Here is a 26951-nt window from a genome sequence, read left to right on the forward strand (position 1 = left end):
CCGGCAGGACTGCGCGATGGCCCCGGGCCACGAGGAGAAACACTGATGACGCACAACATGCGCCGCCGCGTGCTGCTGGCCGGTACGCTGGCCGCTGCGGGACTCATGGGCTCGGCCAATGCCGGCGCGCGCCCGGGCGGCAAGCTGAACATCGCGCTGATCCTGAAGTCGCTTGGCGACCCGTTCACCGCGGCAATGCAGGGCGCCGCGCAGAACTATCACGAGCATTATGCATCGCAGTTCGATCTGACGGTGCGAGGAACGGCCACCGAAAAGCAGACCGACGCGCAGATCCATATGGTGGAAGACATGATTCGCGCAAGGATGGACGCAATCGTTGTTGCCGCAACGGACTCGAAAGCGCTCACGCCAGTGGTTGCGCGCGCGGTGAAGGCAGGCATCATCGTGATTGCGATCGACAATCCGCTCGACGACGCGTCGCAGGCAGCCGCAGGGGTCTCGGTCCCGTTCGTCGGACCGAACAATCACAACGGCGCGCTGCAGGTCGGCAATTATCTCGCGACGAAGCTCAAAGCGGGCGACATGGTGGGCATTGTCGAAGGCAATTCAGCCGACCGCAATGCGCAGCAGCGCACGGCCGGCTGCAAGGACGCGATGAATGCGGCGGGTCTGAGGATCGCAGCAGTCGAGGCCGCAGACTGGGACTATGCGAAAGGCCGCGACGTGGCCGGAAAAATGTTGAGCGACACGCCGCGAATCCGCGGCTTGCTGTGCGGCAACGACAACATGGCTATGGGCGCGGTCGACGCCGTGCGCGATGCGGGCAGAACCGGCGACGTCTACATTACCGGCTATAACGACATTGAAGCCATCAAGCCATTGATTGCCGATGGCCGCGTGCTCGCAACAATGAACCAGTTTGCCGAGCGGCAAGCGGTGTTTGGGCTGGACGTTGCGCTGAAGGCCGTAACCGAACAGCGCAAGCAGAGCGACTTGTCGAGAAGGATAGAAACGCCGCTGCAACTCGTGACGGCGCCGAATCATTGAGCGTGGTGCGAGTCAGGCCGTGCGCCTGCGCCCGGGGTCACCCGGGCAGGCCCGCGACGCTGTCACGGGCGAAGCAAGCGCTGCGTCACTCGACCTTGACCTTGCGGGGTTTGGTCGCTTTTTCGAGCTTGTTGTACTCGAATTCCGGCACCGACTTCAGCGCATCTTTCGTTGCGCCGGCGAGGAACAGATTGCCGTCGCGAATCTCGAAATGGTCGACCGGGATCGCCACATAATGCTTGCCCATGCCGAGGAAGCCGCCCACCGACACCACCGCGTAAGTCGCCTTGCGATCAGGCGCGATGATCACGTCATAGATGTTGCCGATCTTGTCGTTCAGGTCGTTGTAGACCGGTTCATCGACGAGCGCGCGGCGCACGCTCCAGCCTTTGAGCAACGCGTTGGTCTGCTCCACCGTGCCGCCTAGCGGCTGGATGCCAGCGATCTGCGCAAAAGCGCCTTGCGATGCGCAGACGGTGGCGAGAGCGGCAGCGCAAATCAGTGTTTTTGCTTTCAATGTTCACTCCTGGTTGTCTGTCGAACAATCGATTCGTTCAGGAGTGAGCGTGTAGCACGTCACGTGCCCATCAGCGGCGCACACGCGTGACGCTGTGTGCGCGGTCCGTCAGTCAGCGTGCAGTCGATCGAACTCCCATACGCCCGGAAAGCCCATCAGTTCGCACATGTCGGCGAATGGATAAAGCGCCTGCTTCGCACCTTCGGTCCCTTTGAGTTGTTTGATCTCGCCGTACATATCCTTCAGTGCCTTGGCGACGGCGAGAAAGCCCGACGCCGGATAAATCGCAAGCGAGAAGCCCAGCTTCTGCAAGTCTGCCGGTGCGAGTTGCGGCGTGCGGCCGCCTTCAACGACGTTCACGAGCAGCGGCAGGTCGAACGATCGACCGATCTTTTCCAGTTCCTCGACGCTCTCCGGCGATTCGATGAAAATCACATCCGCACCGGCCTTCGCGAACGCTTCGCCGCGGCGCAGGGCTTCGTCGAGTCCGAGGGACGTGCGCGCATCGGTTCGCGCGATGATCTGGAAATTGTTGTCCTGCCGCGCTTGCGCTGCGACCTTGATCTTGCGGACCATGTCGTCGAGCGGGATCACGCGGCGTCCCGGCGTGTGCCCGCATTTCTTCGGGAATTCCTGATCTTCGAGTTGAATGCCCGCCGCGCCGGCCTGCTCGTAGCCGCGCACCGTATGCGCCACGTTCAGCAAGCCGCCATAACCGGTGTCGCCGTCGCAGATCACCGGGGTGCGCGTGCCGCCGCAGAAAGCGGCCACGCGGTTGACCATGTCGGTGTACGTGGCGAGACCAGCATCGGGCAGGCCGAGATAGGACGCCACGGTGCCGAAGCCCGTCATGTACAGGCAGTCGAAGCCCATCGAGTCGGCCATCTTCGCGGAGATCATGTCGAAGATGCCGGGTGCGACCAGAATGTCCGGCTGCGCAAGGCGCGCGCGAAGCGCCTGACGGACGGAGGGCTGGCTGTCGTCGTTTATTGAGGTCATATCGTTTCCATACGGTCAGTGTTGCGACCAGCGTCGCAGCGAGGTTATCGGATCAGCGCGGCAGCGAGGAGCGGGCGAGCGCTGCATCCGTTTGCGGTTCAGGCTCGGGCGCGATCTCTTCGAGCGAGCGCTGATTCGTTTCGATGCCGAACACCGCCAGCACCAGCGCCATCACGATCAGCACGCCGACGATCACGGACAGCACGTCCTTCACGCCGCCCGCTGCATACATGACCACCACCAGTTGCGGCGCGAGAATGCCGGTAATGCGGCCCGCGCATCCGGCAATGCCATTGGCGCGCATGCGGTTCTCTGTGGCGAACAGTTCGGGAATGTAGGTGGCGACGCCGAGCGCGACCATCAGATACGTGAGCGTGAACAGGCAGAAGCCGAGCAATGTCGCCATTTCGAAACTGGTGGAATGGCCATACAGCCAGCCGACCACGGCCGCGATCGCGGCGACGGCGATCAGGCCGTTCCTGCGTCCGACCCGGTCCGCGATCAGCACGCCGAGTAGCGCGCCCGCCGGTCCGCCCAGCGACATCAGCGTCGTATAACCCAGCGACGACGCCATTGCGAGGCCCTGTTTCATCAGGAACGTCGGCACCCATACGATGAAGCCGTAGATCACCACATTCACGCCGATCTGCACGCAGACGGATAGCAGCGTACGGCGCAGTTGCGCGCCCTTGAACAGTTCGACGAGCGTGGTCGGGCGTGTGGCGATCCGCGCGGATTCCACGATCGGCGCAAGCGGCTGCCCTTGCGCGGATTCAGCTTCGGCGGCACGCAGGATCGCTTCGGCTTCGTCGTAGCGTCCTTTTGATTCGAGCCAGCGCGGCGACTCCGGCATTTTCTTGCGGATCACCCAGACGCCCAGCGCGCCGACGCCGACGATCGCGAACATGGCACGCCAGCCGATGGTCGGAATGATGAGGTAGCCGAGGAACGTCGAAAAGAAGAGGGCGGAATTCGTGATCAACGACAGATAGGCCGACCATTTGCCGCGCACCGCAGGCGGAATGAATTCGCCCACCGACCCATAGCCGACGACGATCTCCGCGCCGAGCCCGAGGCCCATGAAAAAGCGGCACACGATCAGCCACGTCATGTTCGGCGCAACGGCGCCCGCAATCGACGCGAGGCCGAAGATGGCCAGATTGAACTGATAGGTAAATTTGCGCCCTTTGGCATCGCCGAGCATGCCCGCGGTGAACGCGCCGACGAGCATGCCGATGAACGTCGACGACAGGAACGCGGCATTCAGTTGCATCGTCGACCAGCCGCTTCGGGTCAGCGCACCGAGCACGCCGCCGGCGAGATAAATGTCGAACGAGTCGAGAAACATTCCGCCACCGATCAACCACAAAATCCGTCGGTGAAAGCGCGAAATGGGTAGCCTGTCCAGCCGGGGCCCTGCGTTGACCGTGCTCAGCATGTCTTTGTCTCCCAAACAACGTCGTTACAGTCGTCTTGCGACTTTTATGGTTGCTACGGTAACTACGTGCGGTGATTACGGTGATTCGAATGCCTCGTTGCTGCTTTTCCCTGACTCGCGCTGTCTGCTCAGGCAGGCCGATGCTCGTCGGCATACCGGCCGAGCACGGCCTGTTGTGCGCCCAGAATGTGGCAACGCGTGATGGCTTCAGCCCACGCGGCATTGCGCTGCTCCAGTGCGAGGACGAGATCGACGTGCTGACGCGCGCTGCGCTCGCGGTCCGCATCGCTATAGGTGACGAACGTCCATTTGATGAGCGGCGTCTCTTTCATCGATCGCAATGAACGGTCGAGCCGCGTGTTGTCCGCGGCAGCGGTGATGATGGCGTGGAATTCGCCGTTCGCAGCGAACCACGCGTCGGTCGATTCGGGTGTGGACGGCGAGCGCGTGATCGACACCATCGCGTCCGCGAGCGCGCGCAGACGGTCCAGATCGGGCGCGCCAATTTTTAGCGCGGCCCGCCCGGCAAGAAACGGCTCGATCAGGAGGCGCGCTTCGAAGATTTCGCGCGCGTCCTGCAACGTCCACGCTTTCACGCGTACGCCGTAATTGGGCCGCGTTTCGACCCAGCCTTCGGCGTCGAGGCGACGTAGCGCCTCGCGCACCGGTGTACGGCTCACGCCGAGGCTTTTTGCCAACTGCTCTTCGCGAAGATATTGGCCCGCGCCGAACTGATTGCCGGCCAGCGCTTCCTTGATCGCGACGTAGACATCGTCGGCGGACCGTGCGGGCGGCATTGTATGCAAAAGTGCTTCGCTCTCGGCCATTGCAATCATCTAACGGTGCTGGATGAGATGATTGTATGCAATGTTTGCAGATTTGCTGCTCCGTGGTTTCCCCTGGTTGGTCAGGTTCTTTTGGGGAGGAGCGTCCGGCGTCCGGCGTCACGCGTCACGCGTCACGCTTCGCGGCGCCGCATCTGCTCGCGAATGGCGTCGACGAAGCGTTCTGCGCTCCATCCGTCCTTCAGTGCCTGCCTGAACAAGGTCTGCTGACTTTGCGGAGCAAGACCACCCAGCGGCGGATCGCGGTCGAGGTTGGTCGGAAACGGATAGCCGTCGGCGCACGATGCGATGACCAGGTCCGCTTCATCGAACGTGATCGCGTGGCTACGCCGCAGATCGATCAGCACGGGATACAGCACCTCGCACATCTTCGTGCGGTTCAGCGACTCCATTGCCCGGCCGTACGCCGATGAAATCTGCAACAGATTGGCCATGCGCTGCACGTTCGCAGTCCGGTTCGATCCGGCGGCATGAAAGAGTGCGGGACTAAAAAATAGCGCGTCGCCCTTTTCGAGCGGCAACTGCACGTAGTGCGTCTCGAAGTAGTCGCGGAAATCCTGGCGGCGCCACGCGAGGTAGCCCTCGGGATAGCGCTGCGAAAACGGCAAGAGCTTGGTGGGCCCGCTCGCGACCGGCATGTCGCCGTGCGCAATCGCGCCCTGCAGCGTGAGGAAGGGCGTCATGGCATGGACATGCGCCGGATAGCGCTCGGCTTGCCCGACGCTCTGGAATCCCAGGTGGTATCCCGGTGCGCCTGCTGCGCCTCGCCGCCAGGACGCACGACGTTCACCTGTGACGTCATCTGGAAGTGCGGGCCGAGCCACGCTTCGGCTATCGCGCACAGCACGGGATTCGCGAAGTAGCGCGTGAACACCCGCGGCGCGTGCAGGCACAGTTTCTCCTGCGCATTCCAGATCCGGTCGTTCGCGCCTGCTTTGGCGAAATGGTCCGCCGCGGCGCTCCCGGCGTCGCGCTCATCACGGATGATGGATTCGAACACCCTGGTTGCTTCGTCCACGGGCGAGGTGTCCGCGTACGCATGCTTGAGCACCAGCACGCCGGCGCCTGTTTTCAGCACGCGCGCCCATTCGGCCTGCAAATCGGCGCGCTGCGACGCGTCCTTGATGACGTCGCCGAGACTTTGGCAGTCATAAAGCGGTACGCAGCTGGTGATGGCACTCGCGAACGGGAGGCTGGTGTCGTGCGGACCTGGTTCGAGTGAAGCGACGAAATCCGTGAGCTGGCAATCCCGCTCGCGATACCACGGGCGAGCCCGTCCGTTTTCTGGCGGGACAAGAGCGTTCATGACGACTCCTCATTCGACGGCAACTCAGCTGGTTTCCGCCGCCGGCACCCGTTTGCGCTGACGTTCGAGTGTCTGCCGATAAATGCCCGGCACCGCGGCCAGTTCGGCGGGCGAGCCATCCTGCACGACACGGCCGCGATTGAGTACCACGATACGGTCGAAGTTCTGCAATGTCGACAGGCGGTGCGCGATCGCCACCACGGTGCGGTTTTTCATCAGACGTTCCAGCGCGGTCTGAATCGCGATTTCCGACGCCGTGTCTAGCGCGGAAGTGGCCTCGTCGAGCAACAGGATAGGCGAGTCCTTCAGGATAGCGCGTGCAATGGCGATCCGCTGACGCTGTCCGCCCGAGAGCTTCATGCCGCGATCGCCGGCGATGGTGTTGAGGCCGGCCGGCATCGTAGATAGAAAGTCCGTGCAGTTCGCGTCGTCGCATGCGCGGCGCACCTCTTCCTCGGTGGCGTCCGGGCAGCCGTAGCGGATGTTGTCGAGCAACGAGCGGTGAAACAGCGTGACGTCCTGCGGCACGATGGAGATCGCGTCCTGCAGACTTTGCAGCGTCACTTTCGAAATGTCCTGCCCGGAAATACGCACGCACCCGGACGCCGGCTCATAAAAATGCTGGATCAACGCGAAGATCGTGGATTTCCCCGCGCCGGACGGACCGATGAGGCCGACGCGTTCGCCCGCGCGAATGTGCAGGTTCAGTTCCGCGAGAACCGGCCGGCGTCCTGCGTACGAAAAGGTGACGTTGTCGAAATCCAGTGTGGCCTGTTCGATTTTCAGCGGCTGCGTGTTGCCGCGCTCCTGCATTTCGTGCGGTATCAGCAGCGTTTCCGTGGCCTCGCCCAGCCGCGCGACGTGTTGCGTCAGATCGACCAGCGCCACGGCGAGGTCGCGCGTGCCGTGCAGAATCGCAAAGCCGAGCGAGCTGATCAGCACCACGTCGCCGGTGGTGGCGCGGCCCTGTTCCCATAGATAGAGCGTCCAGCCGAGCAGCGCCGCGGAGAGCAACGCCGTGGCGACCGAATGCAGCAGCCGCAATTTTTCGAGGTAGCGCAGGCTGCGCGTGCGCGCGACGGTTTCGGTTTCCAGATGGCCGTCGAGGCGCTGGCTCTCGAGCGGCACGGCCGCGAACGAGCGCACAAGCCCCATATTGCCGATCACGTCCACCATTTCGCCGTCCACCGAAGCCGCCTGTGCAGCGAACGCCTGATGCCGCGCCGTGCCCTTGCTCGCGAGCCAGAACAGACAGACGGCAAGCACCGCGGAAATCGCCACCAGAGAGAGGCTCATCGGCACGCTGACCACGGCGACCATGGCGATCGCGCCTGCCACGGTCAGGCACGGCGGCAGCGCGGTCCAGGCGACCGTGTTTTCAATCACGTAGACGGCGTTCGCCATTGCCGAGACGCGGCTCGACAACACACCCGGCTGCTTGTCCGCGAAAAACACCGGGGCGTGCGCGGTCAGATAGCCGAACATCTCGTGCCGGATATCGCCGGTGACCGCGACAAACGCGCGGGCGGCGATCCAGCCGCCGACCCGCCAGAACAGATTGTCGGCGAGAATCAGGCCGACGAGAATCGCGAACGCGCGAATCACGGTTTCGGGATGCTGTCGTCCGCCCGGCAACGTGTCGACCAGATTCTTGATCCCGTATTGCGAAGCCAGCGCGCAACCCACGGCGATGAGAACGCTTGCGAGCACAACCACATGGGCGAACTTGCGCCGTCCGATGTAACGCCACAGCAGCCGCACCGGTTTGCCCGCATAGCGGGAAATTTCGCGCGAGCGCCGGCGGCGGCGCACGCGTCCCGCCCGACTCATGTCGGCGTCGTCGACAATTTCCATCGCACCGTGCTCCTGGCAGTTTTCCAGCGATGACCCGTGCGCAAGATTCGGATGAGCCGGGTGACGGCAATCGTCTTGCATGGAACCAGAGGGGCGCCTGAACGGGCGATTCTGGCGGACACGGGAGTGATGGGATAGTTCGTCCCGATGCGGCAATGCGCAACCGTCGTACCCGCTGCGCACGGAGTATTAATACAGGTGATTCACGCGAAAGTGAACCGCTGTCTCGCGGGATTCAGTCCAGCCAGACGGACCAGCTATCGATCAGACCGCCTGTTGCACCAGGCGGCCGGCCGGCAGAGCGGTGTACTCGGCGGCTCGTGCGAGAAAGAATTGCGTGTCAGCGCGCTCGTATTTCCATTAGGGCGTCTGCTTCAGCGCTACGTCGAAAATTGCGAGGAGTCTGGGCATTTCGCGAAGTTGTGGTGCAGCGACAAAGGACATTACGACACCACGCGTAATACAACCGTGACCCGTGCTGAGTAAGTCGAGCCTACGATTGCACGACGTTGATCCACGGCAGCGTTTGCGGCGGCGGAATGCCATCGTGCAGCGGGGCAGGAATCAGGCGGCGCATTCAACGCTCATCAGTCAGGATTGGGCGCGTGGACCGGTGCGCGATTGTCGAAGTAAAGGCCGTGCGGCGAGCGACCCACTGCAATCGTATCGACGAGCTTGTGAGTGGACATGTCGATGATGCCGACGTGCCTCGCGAAACGGAACGTGACCCACAGATAGCGGCGGTCTGCCGAGAGTTCCATATCGTCGGGGCCGGGCATCAGGCCGGTGATGTCAGCCACTTTCGTCAGCGTGTTGTAATCGAGAATGCTGATCGTGCTGTCGACCCGGTTCGTGACGGCGACGTGCTGGCCATCGTCGAGATTACGGAAGTTGTGCGCGCCGCGGCCGGTCCGGATTTTCTTCACCACCTGTCTGCTGTGCATGTCGATGACGGCAACGTCGTCCTCGCCCGTCATGCCGATCAACAGATAGCGGTCACCTGGCGTCATCCACAAGCCCGCGGGCGTCTTGCCCACCGGCAGCTTCCACAGCACCTTCTGCGAGGCCAGATCGATAGCGGCGACTTCGCCCGTGTCCTGCAGCGTGATGAATACCGTGCGGCTGTCGGAGGAGAAGGTCATGTGACTTGGCGTCTTCGACAACGGCACGCGGCTCGCGAGCGTGACGTTCTGCCCATCGTAGTGATAGATGTCGACCCGATCGAGCCGCAGCCCCGCTGTGACGAGCCATTTGTGATCCGGCGAAAAACCCAGTTGATACGGGTCTTCAATACCCTCGACCCGGCGTTGCACGCTGCCCGTGTGCGGATCCACGAACATCAGGTCGTTGGAGACGGAATCCGCGACGATCAGCGAACGGCCGTCGGGCGTAATCATCAGATGGTGCGGTTCCTTGCCGGTCGGCTCCGTACCGATCACCTTATGCGTGGCTGGATCGATCAGCGTGAGTTGAGCTTCACCGGAGTCGAGCACGATCACATTGTCTGCAGCGTACGCGAGGTGGGGCAAGGTCAGTGAACAGCAGGCCAGTGCGGCGAGAACGCCGGATTTTGTAATCGAATCGAGAGAGAATGTCACGAAGCAGTTAGGAGTATGAAATAAATCTGATAGGTATTGGCGCGGCCGACAAGGAAGACTCAGCCTATCGGTCGGCAATCCAATGGCGAAGTGTAAGCGCGCGGCTTATATACGCCGCTTAAACACACGGTGTAGAAGCGCAATTGGACACGCAGTGTAAATGGTATCGCGACGGCGTGCGCGGATGTTGACATGAAGACGCGCTGCATTGCAAAAAAAGAGTCCGGCACTGCGTCGGGCGCTTTTGCCGATAGCAAGCGGTACAGGCAATAGCAAGCGCAGGCAGCTGCGCAACCGCTCATTGCGCGTGCTGGCCGTTGGGCTCGCGAGGTTCAGCCGCGGCAATCCGGTCATGCAGGTCTTCATGCTGCGCTTTGCGTCACCTTTTTGTCAGGATCATACTGTGACGTATTGCAGTCTGCCTCGCTGATCATCTTTGCAGCGCCCGTCGGCATCGCGCCGCGAGCAAAACCTGAAGGAGACACCCGTTGACCAGTATTCTCTTCCGTAACGGATCACTTCTCGACCCACGCCATGCCGATCTGCTGGAAGGGCATGAGGTTCTCGTCGAAGACGGCATCATTCGTGAAGTGTCCGACAAGCCGATCAAAAGCAGCAGCGCCCACGTGATCGACGTCAAAGGCAAAACGATCATGCCGGGCCTGATCGATTTGCACGTGCATGTGGTAGCGGTCGAATTCAATCTGCCGCGCGTCGCGACGCTGCCTAACGTGCTCGTCACACTGCGCGCCGTGCCGATCATGCGCGCGATGCTGCGCCGTGGTTTTACGACGGTGCGTGACGCCGGCGGCGCGGGCTATCCGTTCAAACAGGCGGTCGAGTCGGGGCTGATCGAAGGCCCGCGACTTTTCGTCTCTGGCCGTGCGCTCAGTCAGACCGGCGGTCATGCCGACCCGCGTGCGCGCTCCGATTACATGCCGCCCGATGCGCCGTGCGGATGTTGCGTACGCGTGGGCGCGCTGGGGCGCGTGGCGGATGGCGTCGACGAAGTGCGCCGGGCCGTGCGCGAGGAGCTGCAGATGGGCGCCGATCAGATCAAGATCATGGCGTCGGGCGGCGTGGCGTCGCCGACGGATCCTGTCGGTGCGTTCGGTTACTCCGAGGACGAAATTCGCGCGATCGTCGCCGAAGCGCAGGGTCGCGGGACCTATGTACTCGCTCATGCGTACACGCCAGCCGCCATTGCCCGCGCGGTGCGTTGCGGCGTCCGGACGATCGAACACGGCAACCTGATCGACGATGAGACCGCGCGCCTCGTCGCGCAGCACGGCGCCTATGTGGTGCCCACGCTGGTCACCTACGACGCGCTCGCGAGCGAAGGGGAAAAGTACGGCTTGCCGCCCGCCAGCATCGCGAAAGTGGCCGATGTGCATGGCGCCGGCATGCAGTCGATCGAGATCATGAAACGTGCGGGAGTCAAACTTGGTTTCGGCACGGACCTGCTCGGCGAAGCACAGCGTTTGCAAAGCGACGAATTCCGGATTCTCGCCGAGGTCATGTCTCCCGCGGAAGTGATCGCGAGCGCGACGCTCGTCGGCGCGGAAGTGCTCGGCATGCAGGACAAGCTCGGCAGGATCATGCCGGGCGCTCACGCCGATCTGCTCGTGGTGGACGGCAATCCGTTGAAGTCCGTCGACTGCCTGCTAGGGCAGGGCGAGCATATCCCGCTCGTGATGAAAGATGGCCGCATCTTCGTCAACGAACTCGAAAGCGGGTGAGCGTACCGGTTCGACGAGCGTATGACCTTGTAGCCGCAGTGCGTCCCAGCCGTTCCTGTCGTCCCTAATGGAGCCCGTTTATGTCGATGATTGCCGCCCGGATCGAACGTTTGCCGTTTTCAGGTTTTCACCGCCGCCTGCTGCTGATGGGTGGCCTCGGCTACACGTTCGATGCGATGGACGCCGCCGTCATGGCATTCCTGCTTCCGGTGTTGCGCACGCAGTGGGGACTGACGAGCGTGCAGACCGGCGTGTTAGGCAGCGGCACGTTCATCGGCTACTTTATCGGCGCGATGCTTGCGGGCATGCTGGGCGATATCATCGGCCGCCGCAAGGTCATGATGTATGCGCTCGTGATCTACTGCATTGCGTCGCTTGCGAGCGCGCTCGCGCATGACTGGCCGTTCTTTCTCGGCACGCGGATTGTCGCTGGCCTCGGAACGGGGGCCGAAAGCGCGATCGTGGCGCCCTTCCTGTCCGAGTTCGTCGCGCGTCGCTATCGCGGGAGCTTTACGGGCAGTCTTGCCGGTTTCTTCTCGTTCGGCTTCGTGGCAGCGGCGCTGCTCGGCTATCTGGTGATTCCACTGTCGCCCAGCGCGTGGCGTGTAGTCATGGTCATCACCGCGCTACCCATCTTGATGCTGCTCTGGTGGCGTCGCGCATTGCCCGAATCGCCGCGCTGGCTCGAAGCACGCAATCGTCACGCGGAGGCTGCGGCAATCGTGTCGCAAATGGAAGCGGAGGTAAGCCGCGCGGGCGTGCATCTCGAACCGCTCGCGCCTGCCCGCGACGCTGCCGTGCCGCTCGCAGCCGGGCGGCCGTCGGTCGTCGCGAACGTGAAAGCGTTATGGGCCACGAAACTCGCCCGGATCACGGCCATGACCTGGCTGATGTGGCTCTCCATCACATTCAGCTATTACGCTTTTTTCACATGGATTCCCGGTCTGCTGGTGCAAAACGGCATGACGATCACGCGAAGCTTTTCTTATTCGCTCGTGATCTACATTGCGCAGATTCCCGGCTACTTTTCGGGCGCGTGGCTCAACGAAAAGATTGGCCGTCAGGCGACCATCGCGTCGTACATGATCCTCGGCGGCATCTCGGCGCTCGGCCTTGCATTGACGCGCACGGACGCGGGCATCATGGCGTCGGGCGTGCTGTTGTCGTTCTTCATGAACGGCACGTATGCCGGTGTGTATGCCTATACGCCGGAGGTTTTCCCGACCGATGTACGCGCGACAGGAACGGGGCTCGCGTCGTCGATTGGCCGTCTGGGCGCGATTGCCGCGCCAATTCTCGTCGGCTATGTGTACCCGCTGCTCGGTTTTGCCGGCGTGTTCGGCGCGACAACGCTCGTGCTGCTGATCGGCGCGCTCGCCGTGCTGCTAATGGGCGTGCCGACCCGCGGCAGATCGCTCGAAGACATTGCAGCGGAGCAGGTCGAGTCCTGATAACGCTCGAGCCTGTCTCAACCCTAACCCTTGCATATTTCGTCGGCGACGCTCGCGGCGGCGTCGTTGAGATACGCATGCGGCCCTACGTCGACCCTGAATCGGGCGCTGTTGTCCTTATCCGCACGATGCTCATCCTGACGTTCTGACGGGCAGATGACGCCGCAAGAAGCGGTCTGCGTGATCTGTCGCCGGACTGCGTCGGGAGCCTGCAGCATCCGAGCCATCCAACAGTCGTGCCGATCAGGTACGGCGCCTGCTTACAACACATCATCGTGCCGCGCGATAACGGCGGACTGTCGCACGACGCTTTCGAATCCCTTGAAGATCGATCGACGAAGATGTCGCGGGAGAAGGCAAATGAAACGGATCTTGTTGATTGCACTCGCGTCGGTGCCGCTGGCGTTCGGCACCGCGTCATGCGAGAAGGCCCACAAGGCGGGCAACGACAGCATGAGACTGCCAGGTGGTCAGATCGTCGCAACCGGCGGGTAACGGGCGTTGCAGGATTTCGCGCGTGACGTGCCTGCTATTCTGCAAGAGGACTGTTTCATGAAAACACCCAACCGACCGTATCGGTCCCGGTTTGCGACCGCGATTTTCGACGTGCTGAATCCCGTTCCTTATGGCATGTTTGTCGGCACGCTGATTTTCGACATCACCTACGCGATCACGCGCAATGTCTTCTGGGGCAAGGGTGCGGCGTGGCTCGTCACCGTGGGGCTGCTGTTCGCGATCATCCCGCGCTTCATTAATCTTTTCCATGTGTGGCTACCGTCGCGTTATCCGCGCGCGGCCGGCGAGAGACTCGACTTCTGGCTGAATCTGCTCGGCATTATCGCGGCGATCCTCAACGCGTTCGTTCATAGTCGGGACGCCTACGGAATGGTCCCGTTGAACGTTGTGTTGTCGGTCATGACGGTGGCGTTGCTGAGTGTCGGGCAATTCACACTGGCAGTGAGCAAGTTCCGTATCAGGGAGTCGGTCCGTGAATAAGTCCTTCCAGAGAAGTGCAATCGTCGTAGCGCTCGCGTTATCGGTCAGTGCCTGCAACGAGCAGGCAGCTTATGACGACCAGCATCAGGCAGGCGGTGCACCACCGTTGCCCAGCGCACGCAGCTTTCTCGCCCCGCCGATGCAGGTGCCGAAATATGTGGGCTGGCGCAACGGCGAAGCGCCAAAAGTGGCCGACGGGTTGAAGATCGAGAAGATCGCATCAGGCCTCGTGCATCCGCGTCAGGTGTACTGCCTTCCGAACGGCGACATACTCGTTGCCGAATCGAATAGCCCGAATGAGGAAGCCGTCACGACGCCCAAGCAGCTTATTGCGGGCATTATCTCGGGCCGGTCGGGCAAGAAAGCAGATGGCGCAAATCGCATTACGTTGCTGCGCAAGCGCGGCGACGGCAGTGGGCAGTGGGACCGCTATGTGTTCATCGACCACCTGCATTCGCCGTTTGGCATGCAACTCGTTGGCGATACGCTTTATGTTGCCGACACCGACGCAATCCTTAAGTATCCTTACAAATCGGGAGAGACGAGTATCCCCACGCGGGGAGTCGAACTCACCGATCTTCCCGACACAGTCAACCACCATTGGACCAAGGCGCTGCTCGCAAGTCCGGATGGCAAGAAGCTATATGTCGGCGTCGGCTCGAACAGCAATGTGGGTGAAAACGGACTGGACGTGGAATACCGGCGCGCCAACGTGCTCGAAGTCGATGTGGCGACCGGCGGCAGCCGTATTTACGCGGCCGGGATACGCAATCCGACCGGCCTGCAGTGGGAACCCGCGACCGGACGACTCTGGGCCATCGCCAACGAGCGTGACGAGATTGGCGCGGACCTGGTGCCGGATTACCTGACGTCGGTTCAGGAAGGCGCTTTCTACGGCTGGCCCTACAGCTATTGGGGTCAGCACGTGGACCGCCGCGCCCAACCACAACGGCCCGATCTGGTTGCCAAGGCCATTGCGCCGGACTACGCGATTGGCTCGCATGTCGCGCCACTCGGCATGATGTTCTACAGCGGCAACAACCTGCCGGCGCAATACCGGGGCGGCGCCTTTATCGGCGAGCATGGAAGCTGGGATCGTTCACCACTGAGCGGTTATGCGGTAGTGTTTGTTGCGTTTGAGAACGGCCGGCCGGTCGGTGTGCCCAAGCCGGTGGTGACGGGATTTGCATCGGACGACCAGAAGGAACTCTACGGCGCACCGGTTGGCGTCACGCAGGATGCCGACGGCGCACTCGTGATTGCCGACGACGTCGGCAACACGGTCTGGCGGGTGACGAAAGCGGGGACGAGCTGAATTTGGTTTATTGATAGCAATTTTTTTTCTGCGTACGCTAGCTCCATACCGCGCGAAGGCACGATTTGCAGAACGCGGCAATCAGAAGACGTCGGTGCAAGACGGGGAGCTTGGCGATGAAAATGTCTCACAGGTTTGCAAGCGCGAATACGGCAGGGCCGGTGTGGGGGCTCTTCCTTGGCGCGCTCATGACGTTTGTTGGAATGGGACTCTGGTTCAACACGACGCTGGCAGTCATGCCCGAACGACAGGAGCAGTCACTGGCCGTGGCGTCCATGCTCGTTGGGTTGTTTCTGGCCGTCTACGCGGGGCGTGAGGTCTGCCGCCAACGCAGGTAGATCGACAGCCAGGAGAGAGAAAATTCCGCAAGCCGCGCGCACCCTACCGGGTTCGTGGCCGCGTGTGCATCTTCGGCGCGGCGATCGACGCAACGGCGGCCGCTCCATGGATTAAGTGGCTAGAGCGCGCGACTGCTCGCGGCAAGTGTGCTCTGTTAATGCCTGTACCGTTTCGAGCGCACACGAGCCGTCGCGGATCCCGCTACTCCGCTCATCTCAATTCTTCACGCACCGGAATCCCGCATACACATACTGGTAATGCGGCTGGAACCAGTTGCGGAATTCCGGCCGCAGCATGCAGCGTGCGGTGCGAGCCGAGCCGCCTTTAATCACGTAATGCTGGCCGTCGAAGAAATTCGCTGAATAACCGGGATAGAACGGAAACGCTTCGAACGCCGGCAACGCGTCGAATACGGTCGATGTCCACTCCCAACCATTGCCGAACTGCCCTTCCACGCCGAACGTGCTGACGTTGTCCGGATGCTCGTCGACCGGATGCGGATCCCAGCTTCGAAAATCGAAATTGCCCGACGCCGCATGCGGCGCGCCGTGCGCTGCGCGCTGCCATTGCGCCTCGGTGGGCAACGACTTGCCGGCCCACCGCGCGTAGGCGCTCGCTTCGGCATGACTGACGTAGACCGGCCAGTCGAGCGGCAGCGGCACTTCGTCGAACATCGTGCGCAGCGTCCAACTGGCTTGTTCGCCCGGCACCTCGTGCCTGGTCCAGCCGGCAGGATGGCCGATCTGCTCGGCTTCCTTCCACGCCCAATCTTTTTCCGACCACCACTTCGGCTCGTGATAACCGCCAGCCTCGATGAATTCGCAAAACGCCCCGTTCGTTACCATGTGACGGTCGATCTCGAACGCAGGCACTTCCACGCGCAATTCGCCGAACTCGTTGTCCCAACCGAAGCGGCCGCTGTCGCGCGGCATGCCGAGCACCGCACTGCCCGCGGGCACGCTGACCATTGACGAGAGCGCGGCGCGCGGTTCCGCTCGCGTTCTCACGGGCTCGCGAAGATGGGTCACCTTCTGCTCGATTGGCAGTTGATGCAGCATGTACGCGAGCGTTTCAGCATGCATCAGCCGATGCTCGATCGCGACGTTCAGCAACTGCTCGCTGACGAGCGCGTCTTCGCTGCTCGCGAGCCGTGCGGAATCCGCCAGCGCATCCAGTTCGCGATCGATCTGCTCGCGCGCGCGCGACGCATATTCGCGAACGGCGTCGAGCGACGGCCAGTCGGCCGGTTGGTCGGTAGGGAAGCCACCGTCGACGGGATCGATGCCGAAAGCGAACAGCTGGTCGAGGTGCGGATCAAACGCCGGCAGATCAACCAGACGCTGGTCGAACAGATTGCGTTCGAACGCTTCGAGGTGGCCGATATAGAACACGATCCGGTGGCGCTCACGGATCGGCCGTTCGTAGAGGAATTCCGGTTTGACAATGGCAAACAGGGCGTCGGTGACTTGACGCGCGTCGATCAGACGCTGGACTAGCGGGTGATGCGGAGCGGGATCACGATTCATTTCGCCGGGTCTCCTTGCGGGGGACGGACCTGAAACTCTACCTGCTCGCAGGAGCCATGCCAAGGCAAAAAACGTGTGGGGAGGTGTGCAGCCGGAACCGTGGCGGCGCACGCCACGTACCGGAATCCTGCTTACACCTGGCGTAACCCGTCCAGATCGACAATACGGATATGTTTGCCCTGTGTATCGATTAGCCCGCGCTTTTGAAATCTTGACAGGGTGCGGCTCACGGTTTCGAGCGTCATGCCGAGGTAGCTGCCCATGTCCTCACGTGTCATGCGCAGGTTGAATTCCGCTGACGAATAACCGCGCTGACCGTTGCGCTCCGACACGTCGAGCAGAAATGCGGCGACCCGCTCATCCGCCGACAGTGAGCCGAGCACCATCATCTGCGCGGCCTCGCGGACAATCTGTTCGCCGAGCAATTTGTGCAAACGCTCCTGCATGGAGCTGATTTCACGACACAGCGATTTCAACGCGATATACGGCACGATGCATACGGTGCTGTCTTCCAGCGCCACCGCGCTGCACGCATGGATGTCCTCGCTGATGCCGTCGAGGCCGAGCGCTTCGCCAGCGAGACGCAGACCGGTGACCTGCTCGCGCCCGTCACGATGCGCCATCAAGGTTTTCAAGGAGCCGGAACGCACCGCGTAGATATTGTCGAAGCGGTCGCCGCTGCGATAAAGCGCTTCGCCGCGCTGAACACTGCGCGCGGAACAGATCAGCGTTTCCAGTTTCGAGAGTTCATCGGGCGCGAGGCCTTGCGGCATGCACAGCTGGCGCATCGAACAGTTCGAGCAGCGCGCGGCCGTGCGCGCCGTTGCTCGCGGCGGCGGCGCGCGGCGCCCGGCACGCGACGACGATGAGTGCAGCGCGGTCTCGGCGGCGCCGGCGGAGCGTGGAACAGCGTTGGGAGTGAGCATGGTTTGCAGCCATTGATCGAAGGTGATGGCTGATTGTCCCACCCGTCGCCGGCATGACTGAGCGACAAAACGACGCGCGCAATCAGTTAGGCATCTTGAGCAAGGTCAGGTTGTGCGCGTGCGGGTTTTGCATTGCTTGACACAGGCGAATCGTCGCGCCGTGTGACTCACGTGTCTTACTGATGACTGCCTGCCGCGGACGGAATCAGCAGCACGGGCAAGCTTGCCTGGCGCACGCAGCGTTCGGCAACGCTGCCCAGAATAAGCCGCTGGACGCCGCGCCGGCCGTGTGTGCCCATGACGAGCAGGTCGGCATTGAACTGGGCGGCGGCTTTCAGCACGGCCGTTGAAACATCATCGAGCGACGACGCTTCGCCGACGACCATTTCTCCTTTGACGCCTTGCCCGGCCATGGCCATGGCGAATTCGGCACCGAGCTCCTTACCTTCCTCGAGCAGCCGGTTACGCAGCACGGATGGATCGTAACCCGGTGCTTCGAAATAAATCGGCGTATTTTCGACGACATAAAACGGTTGCAATTGCGCGCCGTGCGCTTTGGCAAGGGCAAGCGCTGCATCGAACGCACGGCGTGAAGTCTGGCTGCCGTCGACCGCTACGAGAATGCGTGTGTACATATCGACTCCGCGTGGCAAAAAGATCGAATGTCATGGCCGGTGAAGCCGGTGTTGACGATTAATCGTTACTGCAAGCATGGATGATCGACGAAAAAGGTTTAGTGAATGTGGAGGTAGATCAAACGCTTCGTACATCGTGCGCGCCGCCTGCGCGACGGCGGCGCGCACGATGCTCGATCCTCACCACGGGCCGCATGCGTGTCACGCACTTAAAGGCGATGCGCCCCGTTCCGACACGCACGGCCAGCGCAACGGTATTTCCGCCGCATGTCGATTATGCGGCGGCGGCCATCGGTCCGAACAGCGCCGTGCGGGTTTTGGGGCTCACCGCAATGTTGAGCGCCACTGCACGCTCCACGCCGATCTGCAGCGGCGACCCGAGACGGCTGATCTCGATTCCGGTCTTGCGCAACAATCTTTCGATTGGCGTGGTGGTCACCGTCACGTAGCGCGTGATGCCCATGCGGTCGGCGAAGGTGACGAGTTCATGGATGGCCTGCATGGTCACGTCAGCGAAGCCAAACGTTTGCGTGTCGGCGCAGGTTTCGATCGCGAACCGGCTCAGTTCCCAGATGTGGCGGCCAACGGGCGCGGCCGCGCCGTGCAGCAACTGCGGAAAAGTGTCCTTCAGCATGTTGGGGCCTTCTGTCGGCATCAGGCGCCAGCAGCCGCGAACCTGCTGGTCGTCGCCCTGGATCAGCATGTAATGCGGCCCGAGCGCGTCGTAGCCGTCGATTTCCATGCCGGCAATTGTCGGAATATCCCAGCCGAGTCGCCCGTGAAAAACCCGAGCCCTGAGCCGATACATCTCGTTAATGTCCGCGTTATCGAATTCCTGCCGCATTCCAATCCGGATCGTTTGCATGGCGTTCTCCTGAACGTGTTGGGTGGCCCACTACGCAGGAAAACTTATGCATTTTGAATGGTTCTGGCACCTACCTACCTGGATAGGTGTGCATGCTTATCGGATACCGGAGAATTCGAGACAGGCATCAGCCTTTAACGGACGGGACACGAAAATGGAACATCTCGAACAACAATGGCAATCGCAGCCCACCATTGCAACGCGCCCGGCAGAGGCGTCCACCGGTGTGGATCGCGCGCTGATCATCGCTTACCGCAAAAAGAAGAAAGAGAGCCAGCGGCGTTTCTGGGCACGCTTCGGCGTCACTCAGTCGCGCGGCAGCCGATTTGAATCGGGCGCGGAGATCCCGGCACCTGTGTCGATCCTGCTCGGCCTTTACTTCACCAAAACCGTGTCTGACTCCGACCTTCACCGCGCCGAGCGCGTGCTGTATAGCCGCGACGTCGTGACATTGCTCAACCCGGGTCAATAAGTCCCAGTTGCGTTGCTATCACGGCGGCCGCACGCCGCGAATTCACGCCGAATTTGGTCCGGATATTTTTCATGTGGAAGTTCACCACGGCTTCCGAGCAATTCAGAATATGGGAAATTTCCCACGTGGATTTACCGCGGGCGGTCCACTTCAGGCATTCGCGCTCACGGGGCGTCAGTTTCGGTAATAAGGTCTGCGCGTGCGAGTTTAAATGGCGCTGACTGGTATCGATTACCAGATCGCGCAGCAACGCGAGATTTGGTAAAGCCACATCAATGTGACGCCAGAACTCGTTGCTCGGACTACTGTCGTTCACGAAGCACATCATGCCCGCTTCCTGATTGGGGCCGTGTATCGGCAGCGTAATGCCGGCGCGCAGTCCATGCGCGCGTGCTTCCTCATACATTGACTGTTGCTGGGGCGTCGTAAAGACATCCGGCGACCAGATCAACGGCACCGACCGAGTTGCGCAATGCGATACCGTCGGGTCGATATGGACTAGCCCCTGGTCGTCATAGGTGCGCCTCCACGCTGGCGCGTAGGTGCTGCGAACGTAAGCGTCTTCAAGGCGCATGGTAGGCCGAGGCAGCATGGCGACCAGTAATCTGTCAAATCCCCAATGCTCGGCGAGCCCTGCGATTGCACCAAACCATTCCGCTTCATCGGCGGCATTGTGTAAAGGTGCCATCTGCTCGATAAAATGTAGCGACAATTTTTTGCTCTCTCAGGCTCAAACCATCTGTTGTGTATTTCGGTCCGGCATTTTCAACCTGCCGTTCGCATAACACCGATATTTATCTCAATCTAGCACTAAAAAATAATTTTCAAAGCACGATGCGATTTCCCACAACGAAATTTCGCAACGATGACGGTGCGCAAAAGCGAAGAAAATCATGCGCCTATATCGAATCCGGGTTGGAAGAATAGACTTTCCGCCGTCTGCCCAGGCAATTTTATCGAAACAGCCGTTTTAATGCACTCAAAAGGCGTTTTTAACGTTAGCCGTGCGCAGCAGCATCCCCATGTCAGAAATTCGGTCAAAAATAATCTTATTGCCAATGACGTTCGAGCCAACGCTTCCGGCCGGCATCTATTTTTGATTTGCCCATATTGTCATACAAAACCATCTGAAGTTTGTGTCGTCTTTCGCCGGCGCTGTCATGGCTCATCCGCGCCGTGCGCCCGCCCGGCGGTTTGACAATGCAAGAAAACTGATGCTACCGTCAGCGACCCTTCTTACCCACATTGGCGCGCCCGTGATTATTGGTTGATTTCGCGCACCTTTGCCTTTCCCATATTGACTTCGCGCATGACCGACAACAAACGACGCTATCCCGACCCGTCCATCCGCGTGTTCGACCCGCGCTTCAAATCGTTGATTCTGGCCTCAGCGTCTGTCGAGTGTCTTTACGAGGGGGCGCGTTGGTCGGAAGGCCCGGTGTGGTTCGGCGACGGAAGGTATCTGTTGTGGAGCGACATTCCAAACGACCGCATGCTGCGCTGGGACGAGACAGGCGGCACCGTCACGACGTTCCGCCAATCGTCGAATAACTCGAACGGCAACACGCGCGACCGGCAGGGGCGCCTTGTCACGTGTGAGCACCTCACGCGCCGTGTGACGCGAACCGAATACGACGGTTCGATCACCGTGCTCGCCGATCGTTACCAGGGCAAGCGCTTCAATTCGCCGAACGACGTGGTCGTCAAGTCGGATGGTTCGATCTGGTTCACCGATCCGACATTCGGTATCGACAGCTTTTACGAGGGCGAGCGTCAGGAGTCGGAATTGTCGGCCTGCGTGTATCGCGTCGATGGTCAATCCGGCGAGGTCACCAGAGTGGCTGATGATGTCGTCGGCCCCAACGGACTCGCGTTTTCGCCCGACGAGTCGCTGCTGTATATCGTCGAGTCACGGGCGGAGCCGCGCAAGATACGCGCATTCGACGTGAACGGAGACGGCGCGACGCTGAGCAACAATCGCGTGCTGATCGACGCAGGCCCCGGCACGCCCGACGGATTTCGCGTCGATGTGCATGGCAATCTGTGGTGTGGCTGGGGCATGGGCACCGACGAACTGGACGGCGTGCGCGTATTCACGCCGCAAGGCGAAGCGCTGGGCCACATTGCGTTACCCGAGCGATGCGCGAATGTGTGCTTTGGCGGCCGGCACCGCAACCGGCTCTTCATGGCGGCAAGCCACGGCCTGTACTCGCTTTACGTGAACACGCAAGGCGTGCAGGGCGGCTAAATAAAACCCACGAAAGCGTTCCGGCGCGCAGCAGTATTAGCTCACGCAAGACCGTACGCGATAAACCTGCCCGGTCGGCGCGCCTTCGACGCTATCCAATACGCGAGCGCTGCGCCGTGACTGGCTCGAAGCCGCGAAAGTAGCACGCATGAGGGGGCCGTGATGGTCCAACCAGGCGGTAGGTGACCACCCCTCTTCGACCCGAGTTACTTCTTCATCGCCTTAAAAAAATTCAGCGCGCGCCGCTTTTCCAAACCGCGCGCATTCTGTCTTTTCGCAGACCAAGCCTGCAATGCGCAGAACTCCATCGCATTCACATTCCGCGAACCATTACTTCACGCGATGTAATTCGATCACGCGCGTGGGCCGTAAGTGATTAAGGGCATAGTGAAGGCGCCCGCGTGCATTGCGGCTGCCAATGCGTTCGGCGACCTCGAGTTCGTCGCCCGTCGTGTCGGACCCTTGCGGTTCTACCATGCCTCTGTCGATCACGGTGTAGCCGGGTTCGAGCGCGAGCAGCAAATGATTGCCGCCGACGCGGCTATCAAAGCCCGCCACGCCGTCACGCGATTCGGACACGCTGTTGGTTAGCGTAGCGTTCGTCGTGGTGATCTCGTCGGGCGAGATGGGGCTGTGGCCCGCAATGCGCGCGGCTTCGAGGTTCTTGCCGTCGGTGTCGACGGTGCTGTCATGCGTGCGATCGTTGTGCAGTTCAGTCGAACTGGGGCCGCTTGCCTGCGGCGGATTGGTGGCTTCCGCTGCCTTGTTGATATCGCTGTTCATCTTGCATTCTCCTTGAAGAGGACGTGTCGAACCCAGCAAAACCCGTTCCGCCCCGTTCGTTGCGTTGATGTACAAACGCCGCGGTCGACATTTTTCCGGGGCGATAGCGGCCAACATTCTTTTCGTTTTTTTTAATGGACGCCTATTTTCTACGGAGTATGATCTTACTCCGGCGAGCGAAGCGCAGTTAAATAACACTACGGGTCTGACTATAACTTTATAGTCGGATACACAAACGCGCACTACTCTAAACAATTTACGGGGACGTCAGGGCGGGTGACACATGCACTTCGATGCTGCATTCACACATCGCGGCTATCTGCTGAACTGCGCGCCGGCGTGCGCGGGCGATGGCACCTGGCAGCCTTATGTGGTCATCTCCCGTTCGAGCGACGGCGAACTGGTTGCCAACCGTTTCTTCCCTACAGAGCTCCGCTTTGCTGACGAAGCCGCTGCGATCGCGCACGCGCGCGACTGGGCCGTGCGCTGGATCGACGCAAGCAGTGTGACCATCTGAGCTTTGATCTTCGTCGCGAGACCGCGTCTTGCGTGTCGGCTTGTTAGCCTGCACGGCCATCGGCAAAACGCTGTAATCTCTCCTGATTAGTCACTTCCTGAACCGTGGTTTCGCACGGTGCTGTCCTTCCATGCCAAACGTGCCTTCCCAGAATTGGGGCCTTGAACAGATCGTCGCGGACCTGCGTGCGTCGCGCGAAGAGTTGCACCGAACGCGGCATCCGCTCGGTATTCGCGAATTGCCGTCGCGTGAAGCGGTGATCAACATTGTGGCGGGTTTGCGCGCGGCGCTGTTTCCCACGCACTACGGCGCGCCCGATCTGACTGACGAAACGGTCGATTACTACGTCGGCCATACACTCGAAAGCACGTTGCGCCTGCTGGCCGAACAGATCCGCCGGGCGCTGCGCTTCCTGCCCGAATTCGCGACCACCTCCGACAGCGACATGAAGCAGCGCGCGTTCGACGTGGCGCGTGAATTCGGCAAACAGTTACCCGGCATCCGCGCGCTGCTCGTGAGCGACATTCAGGCCGCGTTCACCGGCGACCCTGCCGCGCAGCACGTCACGGAAATTCTGCTCTGCTATCCGGGCATCTGGGCGATGACACATCATCGCCTCGCGCATGCGCTGCATCTTCTCGGCGTGCCGTTGCTCGCGCGCTTCATCAACGAAATCGCGCATTCCGCAACCGGCATTGACATTCATCCGGGCGCGACGATCGGGCCGAGTTTTTTCATCGACCACGGCACGGGCGTGGTGATCGGCGAGACCGCCATCATTGGTGAACATGTGCGCGTGTACCAGGCGGTGACGCTGGGCGCAAAGAGTTTCGCGGCGGATGTCGATGGCTCGCTGATTAAAGGCAACGCGCGCCATCCGATTGTCGAAGATCATGTGGTGATCTATGCGGGCGCGACCATTCTCGGACGCGTGACGATCGGGCGCGGTTCGGTGATCGGCGGCAACGTGTGGCTCACGCACAGTGTGCCGCCGGGCAGCAGCGTGTCGCAAGGCAAGGTGCGCGAAGGCGAGCGGAACGAAGAGGGGCGTCACTAATCATTCGCTTGTGCGACGCGCCCGGATGATGCGTTCGAGCGCAGCATCGCCATGCTGCGCTACTGCCGCCCACCGCTAACCGGCGCGCAGATAATGAAGCAACGCGCTGCCGTGCACGCCGAGCAATGCTACATGCTGGCCGACGAACCACGCCGCTGCCCACGAAGCGGCGACCACGATCAGATCGCAGTGCCCGCTGTTCCACAAGTTCAGTGAGTGACGTCCTGCAATCCACGGCACGCCGAGCGGATTCGGCCAGTCGGCGAGCAGGTGCATCAGGCCGCCGCACGCAAAGCCGAACGCAGGCGCCGCATAGATGGAATGGCCGAGCCAATGGTATGACACGGCGAGCAACGCTACCCAGCCAATGCCCCAATGCGTCAGGGTGCGGTGGGTGATCCACAGCCGCCGGGCACGCGACCACCAGGCGACTTCCAGCCAGTCAGGCGCGGTGGCACCCACGACGCCGGCTATGAAGCTCAGCAGCATGCCGGTTTGAAACGGGCCACTTCCGCCGATGCGCGCGACTACCGCCGCCGCGATAACGCCGGCGGCGAAACCGGTTGCGTGATGTGCTTTGCTGGATGCCATCGAAGCTCGGCTCACAGGCCGCGTCAGAACAAAGGGCGGCTATGTTCGCAGATGCGTCGATAAAAGCAAAGCCGGCGCGCGATATAAAAAGAAAGCGCGGACCGGCGTGGCGCTTCGGTACGACGTCAGGTCGCGCAGCGCGCGATGTCGAAACGCATTTCAGGCTCCGGCGGATCGTCCGGTGCATTCGCGGGATGCATTACCTTGACGACGGAGCCCGCGTTGAACGGCGTCAGCGTGACGAAATACGAGTTGTTCGAAGCCGAGCCAACGGCGATCTCCGTCGAACCGCCCGCTCGCGACACGCGCACACGTGACAGGCGGCTTTCGAGGCAGTCGGCGATATAGGCGGGTGTGCGCGCAGAGGAGACGTACATCAGGGGCAACGATGCGTCGCGTGCGGGGCTGGAGGAACCGCACGCCGCGAGCAGGGCGGTGACGGCAACAACGGGAGCAAGCAGGAAAAGTCGGTTCATGGGTCCGGTCGGCGGCGTTCCCGGTGGTGCGGGAACGTGGGGCGCGGGCGAAGCGCAACGCGTTCCAGTACGACGTCTTGCTTCGCGACGAAGCCGTCGCTCATCGTCGCAGTCGGATCGCGGCAACGAGCGCGGGCGCGGCCAGTATACCGGCCGCGTGCAGGCGTCGTCACGCCCCTTCATTAAGGTGCCGCGCGTAAAAAAACCCGCGACGCGATCGTGTCGCGCGCGGGTCGGGCTGCATGACGAACGGATCCATTCGTCATGCGTGAAGCGCCACATGAGCCTAGAAGCGGTGACGCAGGCCCACTGCCGCCGCCACCTGGTTGCCGGTCGACGAAGGGGCCAGCGTATTGATTGCCGCAACGTTCGCGCCTAGATTCCCCAGCTCGCCGGATGCATGCTGATACACGCCTTCCACATAGACGTCCGTGCGCTTGCTCAGCGAGTAGTCGCCTTGCAGCGAGACCGTATGCCACTTCGGATCGCCCGAGCCGTTCGAGCCAGTCATCTTGCCGTCGGTGAACGTGTACGACGCGGCGAGACTCAAAGCCGGCGTCAACGTGTATTTGCCGTTCACTTCGTAGTTGTCCAGATGCAGATTGGTGCCGGCCACGCCCGGCAGCGTCGCGCCGCCCACATCCACGCCGGTGATGCCGTCCAGCTGGGTATGCGTATAGACGAAGCCCGCGGTGGCCGGACCATAGCTGTAGTTGACGCCCGCGCCGAACGTGCGTTGCAGGTTCGCGGCGACTGCGGCGGTGCCGTCGCCTTGCGAGACCGCGCCGGCCAGGTTCGAACTGCCCGACTTGTTCAGTTGCAGATAAGCGGCCGCGACGCTGAGCGGGCCGTTTTCGTACGAAGCGCCCGCGCTCCATGCGCGATTGTTGGAGAATTGACCGGCCGAGTTGCTGAAGCCATACAGGCCGCCGAACTTGAGACCCGCGTAGTTCGCGCTCGTGTATTTCACGGCGTTTTTGATCGAGAACGAGTTGTCGAGGTTGTCGTTATCGAACGGGTGCGCCGCGAGGTTGTTGCCGTAACCGTTGCCCGCTTCGGACAGCGGCGCGAGGTAATCGACCACCGAGTCGTATTGGCGGCCAAGCGTGAGCGCGCCGTACTGATCGCTCTGCAGACCGACGAACGCCTGTCGGTTGAACATCGTGCTGCTTTCGGAGAACTGGCCGTTGTTCAGATTGAAGCCGTTTTCCAGCTTGAAGATCGCATGCAGACCGCCGCCGAGATCTTCGCTGCCGCGCAAGCCGAAGTACGTGTTCGACACGGAGCCACTGCCCTGTTGCCAGTTGCTGTGGCCTCCCTGGTTGTTCGAATAGACGAGGCCGGCGTCGAGCGAGCCGTATAACGTGACGCTGCTTTGCGCGTGAGCGGCGATGGCGAATGTGCCCATCAGGCCGGCTGCAATGAGGGTTTTCTTCATGTTTGATTGACT

Annotated in this window: 26 protein-coding genes and 1 pseudogene; 11 read left to right on the top strand and 16 right to left on the bottom strand. The window is 61.5% G+C overall.

What is annotated here, in order from left to right; genetic code table 11:
* The first annotated feature begins 45 nt into the window (after positions 1 to 45).
* Positions 46 to 1008: a substrate-binding domain-containing protein gene (locus AAGS40_RS16590; RefSeq protein WP_345815877.1), complete on the top strand. Its 963-nt coding sequence runs from the start codon at positions 46 to 48 to the stop codon at positions 1006 to 1008.
* 85 nt (positions 1009 to 1093) lie between these two features.
* Here AAGS40_RS16590 and AAGS40_RS16595 read toward each other — a convergent pair whose 3' ends face one another.
* The 7 genes and pseudogenes from AAGS40_RS16595 to AAGS40_RS16625 form a co-directional block, all read right to left on the bottom strand.
* A complete protein-coding gene (locus AAGS40_RS16595) occupies positions 1094 to 1525 on the bottom strand; it encodes a PRC-barrel domain-containing protein (RefSeq protein ID WP_345815878.1) in 432 nt (143 codons plus the stop codon).
* A gap of 108 nt (positions 1526 to 1633) precedes the next feature.
* Positions 1634 to 2524, bottom strand: coding sequence for an isocitrate lyase/PEP mutase family protein (locus tag AAGS40_RS16600; protein WP_345815879.1), 891 nt, complete (start codon positions 2522 to 2524; stop codon positions 1634 to 1636).
* A 52-nt stretch (positions 2525 to 2576) separates the two neighbouring features.
* Entirely contained in the window at positions 2577 to 3962 is a 1386-nt protein-coding gene (locus AAGS40_RS16605; protein ID WP_345815880.1) for an MFS transporter, read from the bottom strand.
* 128 nt (positions 3963 to 4090) lie between these two features.
* Positions 4091 to 4789 (bottom strand): GntR family transcriptional regulator, encoded by a 699-nt coding sequence (locus AAGS40_RS16610; RefSeq protein ID WP_345816594.1) that lies wholly within the window; start codon positions 4787 to 4789, stop codon positions 4091 to 4093.
* Between the two features lie 131 nt (positions 4790 to 4920).
* A pseudogene (locus AAGS40_RS16615) lies at positions 4921 to 6113 on the bottom strand (phytanoyl-CoA dioxygenase family protein).
* Positions 6114 to 6137: 24 nt separating this feature from the next.
* Positions 6138 to 7967: an ABC transporter ATP-binding protein gene (locus AAGS40_RS16620; protein WP_345815881.1), complete on the bottom strand. Its 1830-nt coding sequence runs from the start codon at positions 7965 to 7967 to the stop codon at positions 6138 to 6140.
* 587 nt (positions 7968 to 8554) lie between these two features.
* Positions 8555 to 9517 carry a cytochrome D1 domain-containing protein gene (locus AAGS40_RS16625; RefSeq protein ID WP_345816595.1) on the bottom strand — a complete coding sequence of 321 codons (963 nt, stop codon included), beginning with the start codon at positions 9515 to 9517 and terminating at the stop codon, positions 8555 to 8557.
* 536 nt (positions 9518 to 10053) lie between these two features.
* Here AAGS40_RS16625 and AAGS40_RS16630 point away from each other — a divergent pair.
* From AAGS40_RS16630 to AAGS40_RS16655, 6 genes are all read left to right on the top strand, one after another.
* Positions 10054 to 11304: an amidohydrolase family protein gene (locus AAGS40_RS16630; protein WP_345815882.1), complete on the top strand. Its 1251-nt coding sequence runs from the start codon at positions 10054 to 10056 to the stop codon at positions 11302 to 11304.
* Between the two features lie 80 nt (positions 11305 to 11384).
* The gene (locus AAGS40_RS16635; protein WP_345815883.1) at positions 11385 to 12755 is read left to right on the top strand and encodes an MFS transporter; all 1371 of its coding nucleotides are present in this window, start codon (positions 11385 to 11387) and stop codon (positions 12753 to 12755) included.
* 360 nt (positions 12756 to 13115) lie between these two features.
* Entirely contained in the window at positions 13116 to 13250 is a 135-nt protein-coding gene (locus AAGS40_RS16640) for a hypothetical protein (protein WP_345815884.1), read from the top strand.
* 57 nt (positions 13251 to 13307) lie between these two features.
* A complete protein-coding gene (locus AAGS40_RS16645) occupies positions 13308 to 13751 on the top strand; it encodes a DUF2231 domain-containing protein (RefSeq protein ID WP_345815885.1) in 444 nt (147 codons plus the stop codon).
* The gene (locus tag AAGS40_RS16650; protein WP_345815886.1) at positions 13744 to 15066 is read left to right on the top strand and encodes a sorbosone dehydrogenase family protein; all 1323 of its coding nucleotides are present in this window, start codon (positions 13744 to 13746) and stop codon (positions 15064 to 15066) included. Before AAGS40_RS16645 ends, AAGS40_RS16650 begins: the two co-directional genes overlap by 8 nt.
* A gap of 122 nt (positions 15067 to 15188) precedes the next feature.
* Positions 15189 to 15404, top strand: a complete 216-nt coding sequence (locus AAGS40_RS16655; RefSeq protein ID WP_345815887.1) for a hypothetical protein — start codon at positions 15189 to 15191, stop codon at positions 15402 to 15404.
* A gap of 216 nt (positions 15405 to 15620) precedes the next feature.
* Here the strand turns inward: AAGS40_RS16655 and AAGS40_RS16660 are convergent, their stop codons facing one another.
* The 4 genes from AAGS40_RS16660 to AAGS40_RS16675 form a co-directional block, all read right to left on the bottom strand.
* Positions 15621 to 16931 carry an SUMF1/EgtB/PvdO family nonheme iron enzyme gene (locus AAGS40_RS16660; RefSeq protein WP_345815888.1) on the bottom strand — a complete coding sequence of 437 codons (1311 nt, stop codon included), beginning with the start codon at positions 16929 to 16931 and terminating at the stop codon, positions 15621 to 15623.
* A gap of 131 nt (positions 16932 to 17062) precedes the next feature.
* Complete coding sequence (gene fnr, locus AAGS40_RS16665) at positions 17063 to 17857, bottom strand: fumarate/nitrate reduction transcriptional regulator Fnr (protein WP_345815889.1); 795 nt, start codon at positions 17855 to 17857, stop codon at positions 17063 to 17065.
* Positions 17858 to 18033: 176 nt separating this feature from the next.
* The gene (locus AAGS40_RS16670) at positions 18034 to 18492 is read right to left on the bottom strand and encodes a universal stress protein (RefSeq protein ID WP_345815890.1); all 459 of its coding nucleotides are present in this window, start codon (positions 18490 to 18492) and stop codon (positions 18034 to 18036) included.
* A gap of 274 nt (positions 18493 to 18766) precedes the next feature.
* The gene (locus AAGS40_RS16675; protein WP_345815891.1) at positions 18767 to 19357 is read right to left on the bottom strand and encodes an acyl-homoserine-lactone synthase; all 591 of its coding nucleotides are present in this window, start codon (positions 19355 to 19357) and stop codon (positions 18767 to 18769) included.
* 154 nt (positions 19358 to 19511) lie between these two features.
* Here AAGS40_RS16675 and AAGS40_RS16680 point away from each other — a divergent pair, with 154 nt between their 5' ends.
* The gene (locus AAGS40_RS16680) at positions 19512 to 19829 is read left to right on the top strand and encodes an XRE family transcriptional regulator (protein WP_345816596.1); all 318 of its coding nucleotides are present in this window, start codon (positions 19512 to 19514) and stop codon (positions 19827 to 19829) included.
* On the opposite strand, the gene AAGS40_RS16685 is transcribed toward AAGS40_RS16680, so the two are convergent.
* Positions 19813 to 20517, bottom strand: coding sequence for a LuxR family transcriptional regulator (locus tag AAGS40_RS16685; protein WP_345816598.1), 705 nt, complete (start codon positions 20515 to 20517; stop codon positions 19813 to 19815). The two genes, AAGS40_RS16680 and AAGS40_RS16685, sit on opposite strands and share 17 nt — an antisense overlap.
* A 621-nt stretch (positions 20518 to 21138) precedes the next feature.
* Here AAGS40_RS16685 and AAGS40_RS16690 point away from each other — a divergent pair.
* Positions 21139 to 22077, top strand: coding sequence for an SMP-30/gluconolactonase/LRE family protein (locus tag AAGS40_RS16690; protein WP_345815892.1), 939 nt, complete (start codon positions 21139 to 21141; stop codon positions 22075 to 22077).
* A 330-nt stretch (positions 22078 to 22407) separates the two neighbouring features.
* Here AAGS40_RS16690 and AAGS40_RS16695 read toward each other — a convergent pair whose 3' ends face one another.
* Positions 22408 to 22860 carry a DUF3005 domain-containing protein gene (locus AAGS40_RS16695; protein ID WP_345815893.1) on the bottom strand — a complete coding sequence of 151 codons (453 nt, stop codon included), beginning with the start codon at positions 22858 to 22860 and terminating at the stop codon, positions 22408 to 22410.
* Positions 22861 to 23143: 283 nt separating this feature from the next.
* Between AAGS40_RS16695 and AAGS40_RS16700 the strand changes: the two genes are divergently transcribed.
* Both AAGS40_RS16700 and epsC read left to right on the top strand, forming a co-directional pair.
* Positions 23144 to 23377 (top strand): hypothetical protein, encoded by a 234-nt coding sequence (locus AAGS40_RS16700; RefSeq protein WP_345815894.1) that lies wholly within the window; start codon positions 23144 to 23146, stop codon positions 23375 to 23377.
* Between the two features lie 130 nt (positions 23378 to 23507).
* Entirely contained in the window at positions 23508 to 24434 is a 927-nt protein-coding gene (epsC, locus tag AAGS40_RS16705; protein WP_345815895.1) for a serine O-acetyltransferase EpsC, read from the top strand.
* 75 nt (positions 24435 to 24509) lie between these two features.
* Here epsC and AAGS40_RS16710 read toward each other — a convergent pair whose 3' ends face one another.
* From AAGS40_RS16710 to AAGS40_RS16720, 3 genes are all read right to left on the bottom strand, one after another.
* Positions 24510 to 25025: a metal-dependent hydrolase gene (locus tag AAGS40_RS16710; RefSeq protein ID WP_345815896.1), complete on the bottom strand. Its 516-nt coding sequence runs from the start codon at positions 25023 to 25025 to the stop codon at positions 24510 to 24512.
* Positions 25026 to 25150: 125 nt separating this feature from the next.
* Positions 25151 to 25501, bottom strand: a complete 351-nt coding sequence (locus AAGS40_RS16715; protein WP_345815897.1) for a sugar ABC transporter ATPase — start codon at positions 25499 to 25501, stop codon at positions 25151 to 25153.
* 286 nt (positions 25502 to 25787) lie between these two features.
* Positions 25788 to 26939: a porin gene (locus AAGS40_RS16720; protein WP_345815898.1), complete on the bottom strand. Its 1152-nt coding sequence runs from the start codon at positions 26937 to 26939 to the stop codon at positions 25788 to 25790.
* Positions 26940 to 26951 lie beyond the last annotated feature (12 nt).

Source organism: Paraburkholderia sp. PREW-6R, from assembly GCF_039621805.1.
GTDB lineage: Bacteria > Pseudomonadota > Gammaproteobacteria > Burkholderiales > Burkholderiaceae > Paraburkholderia.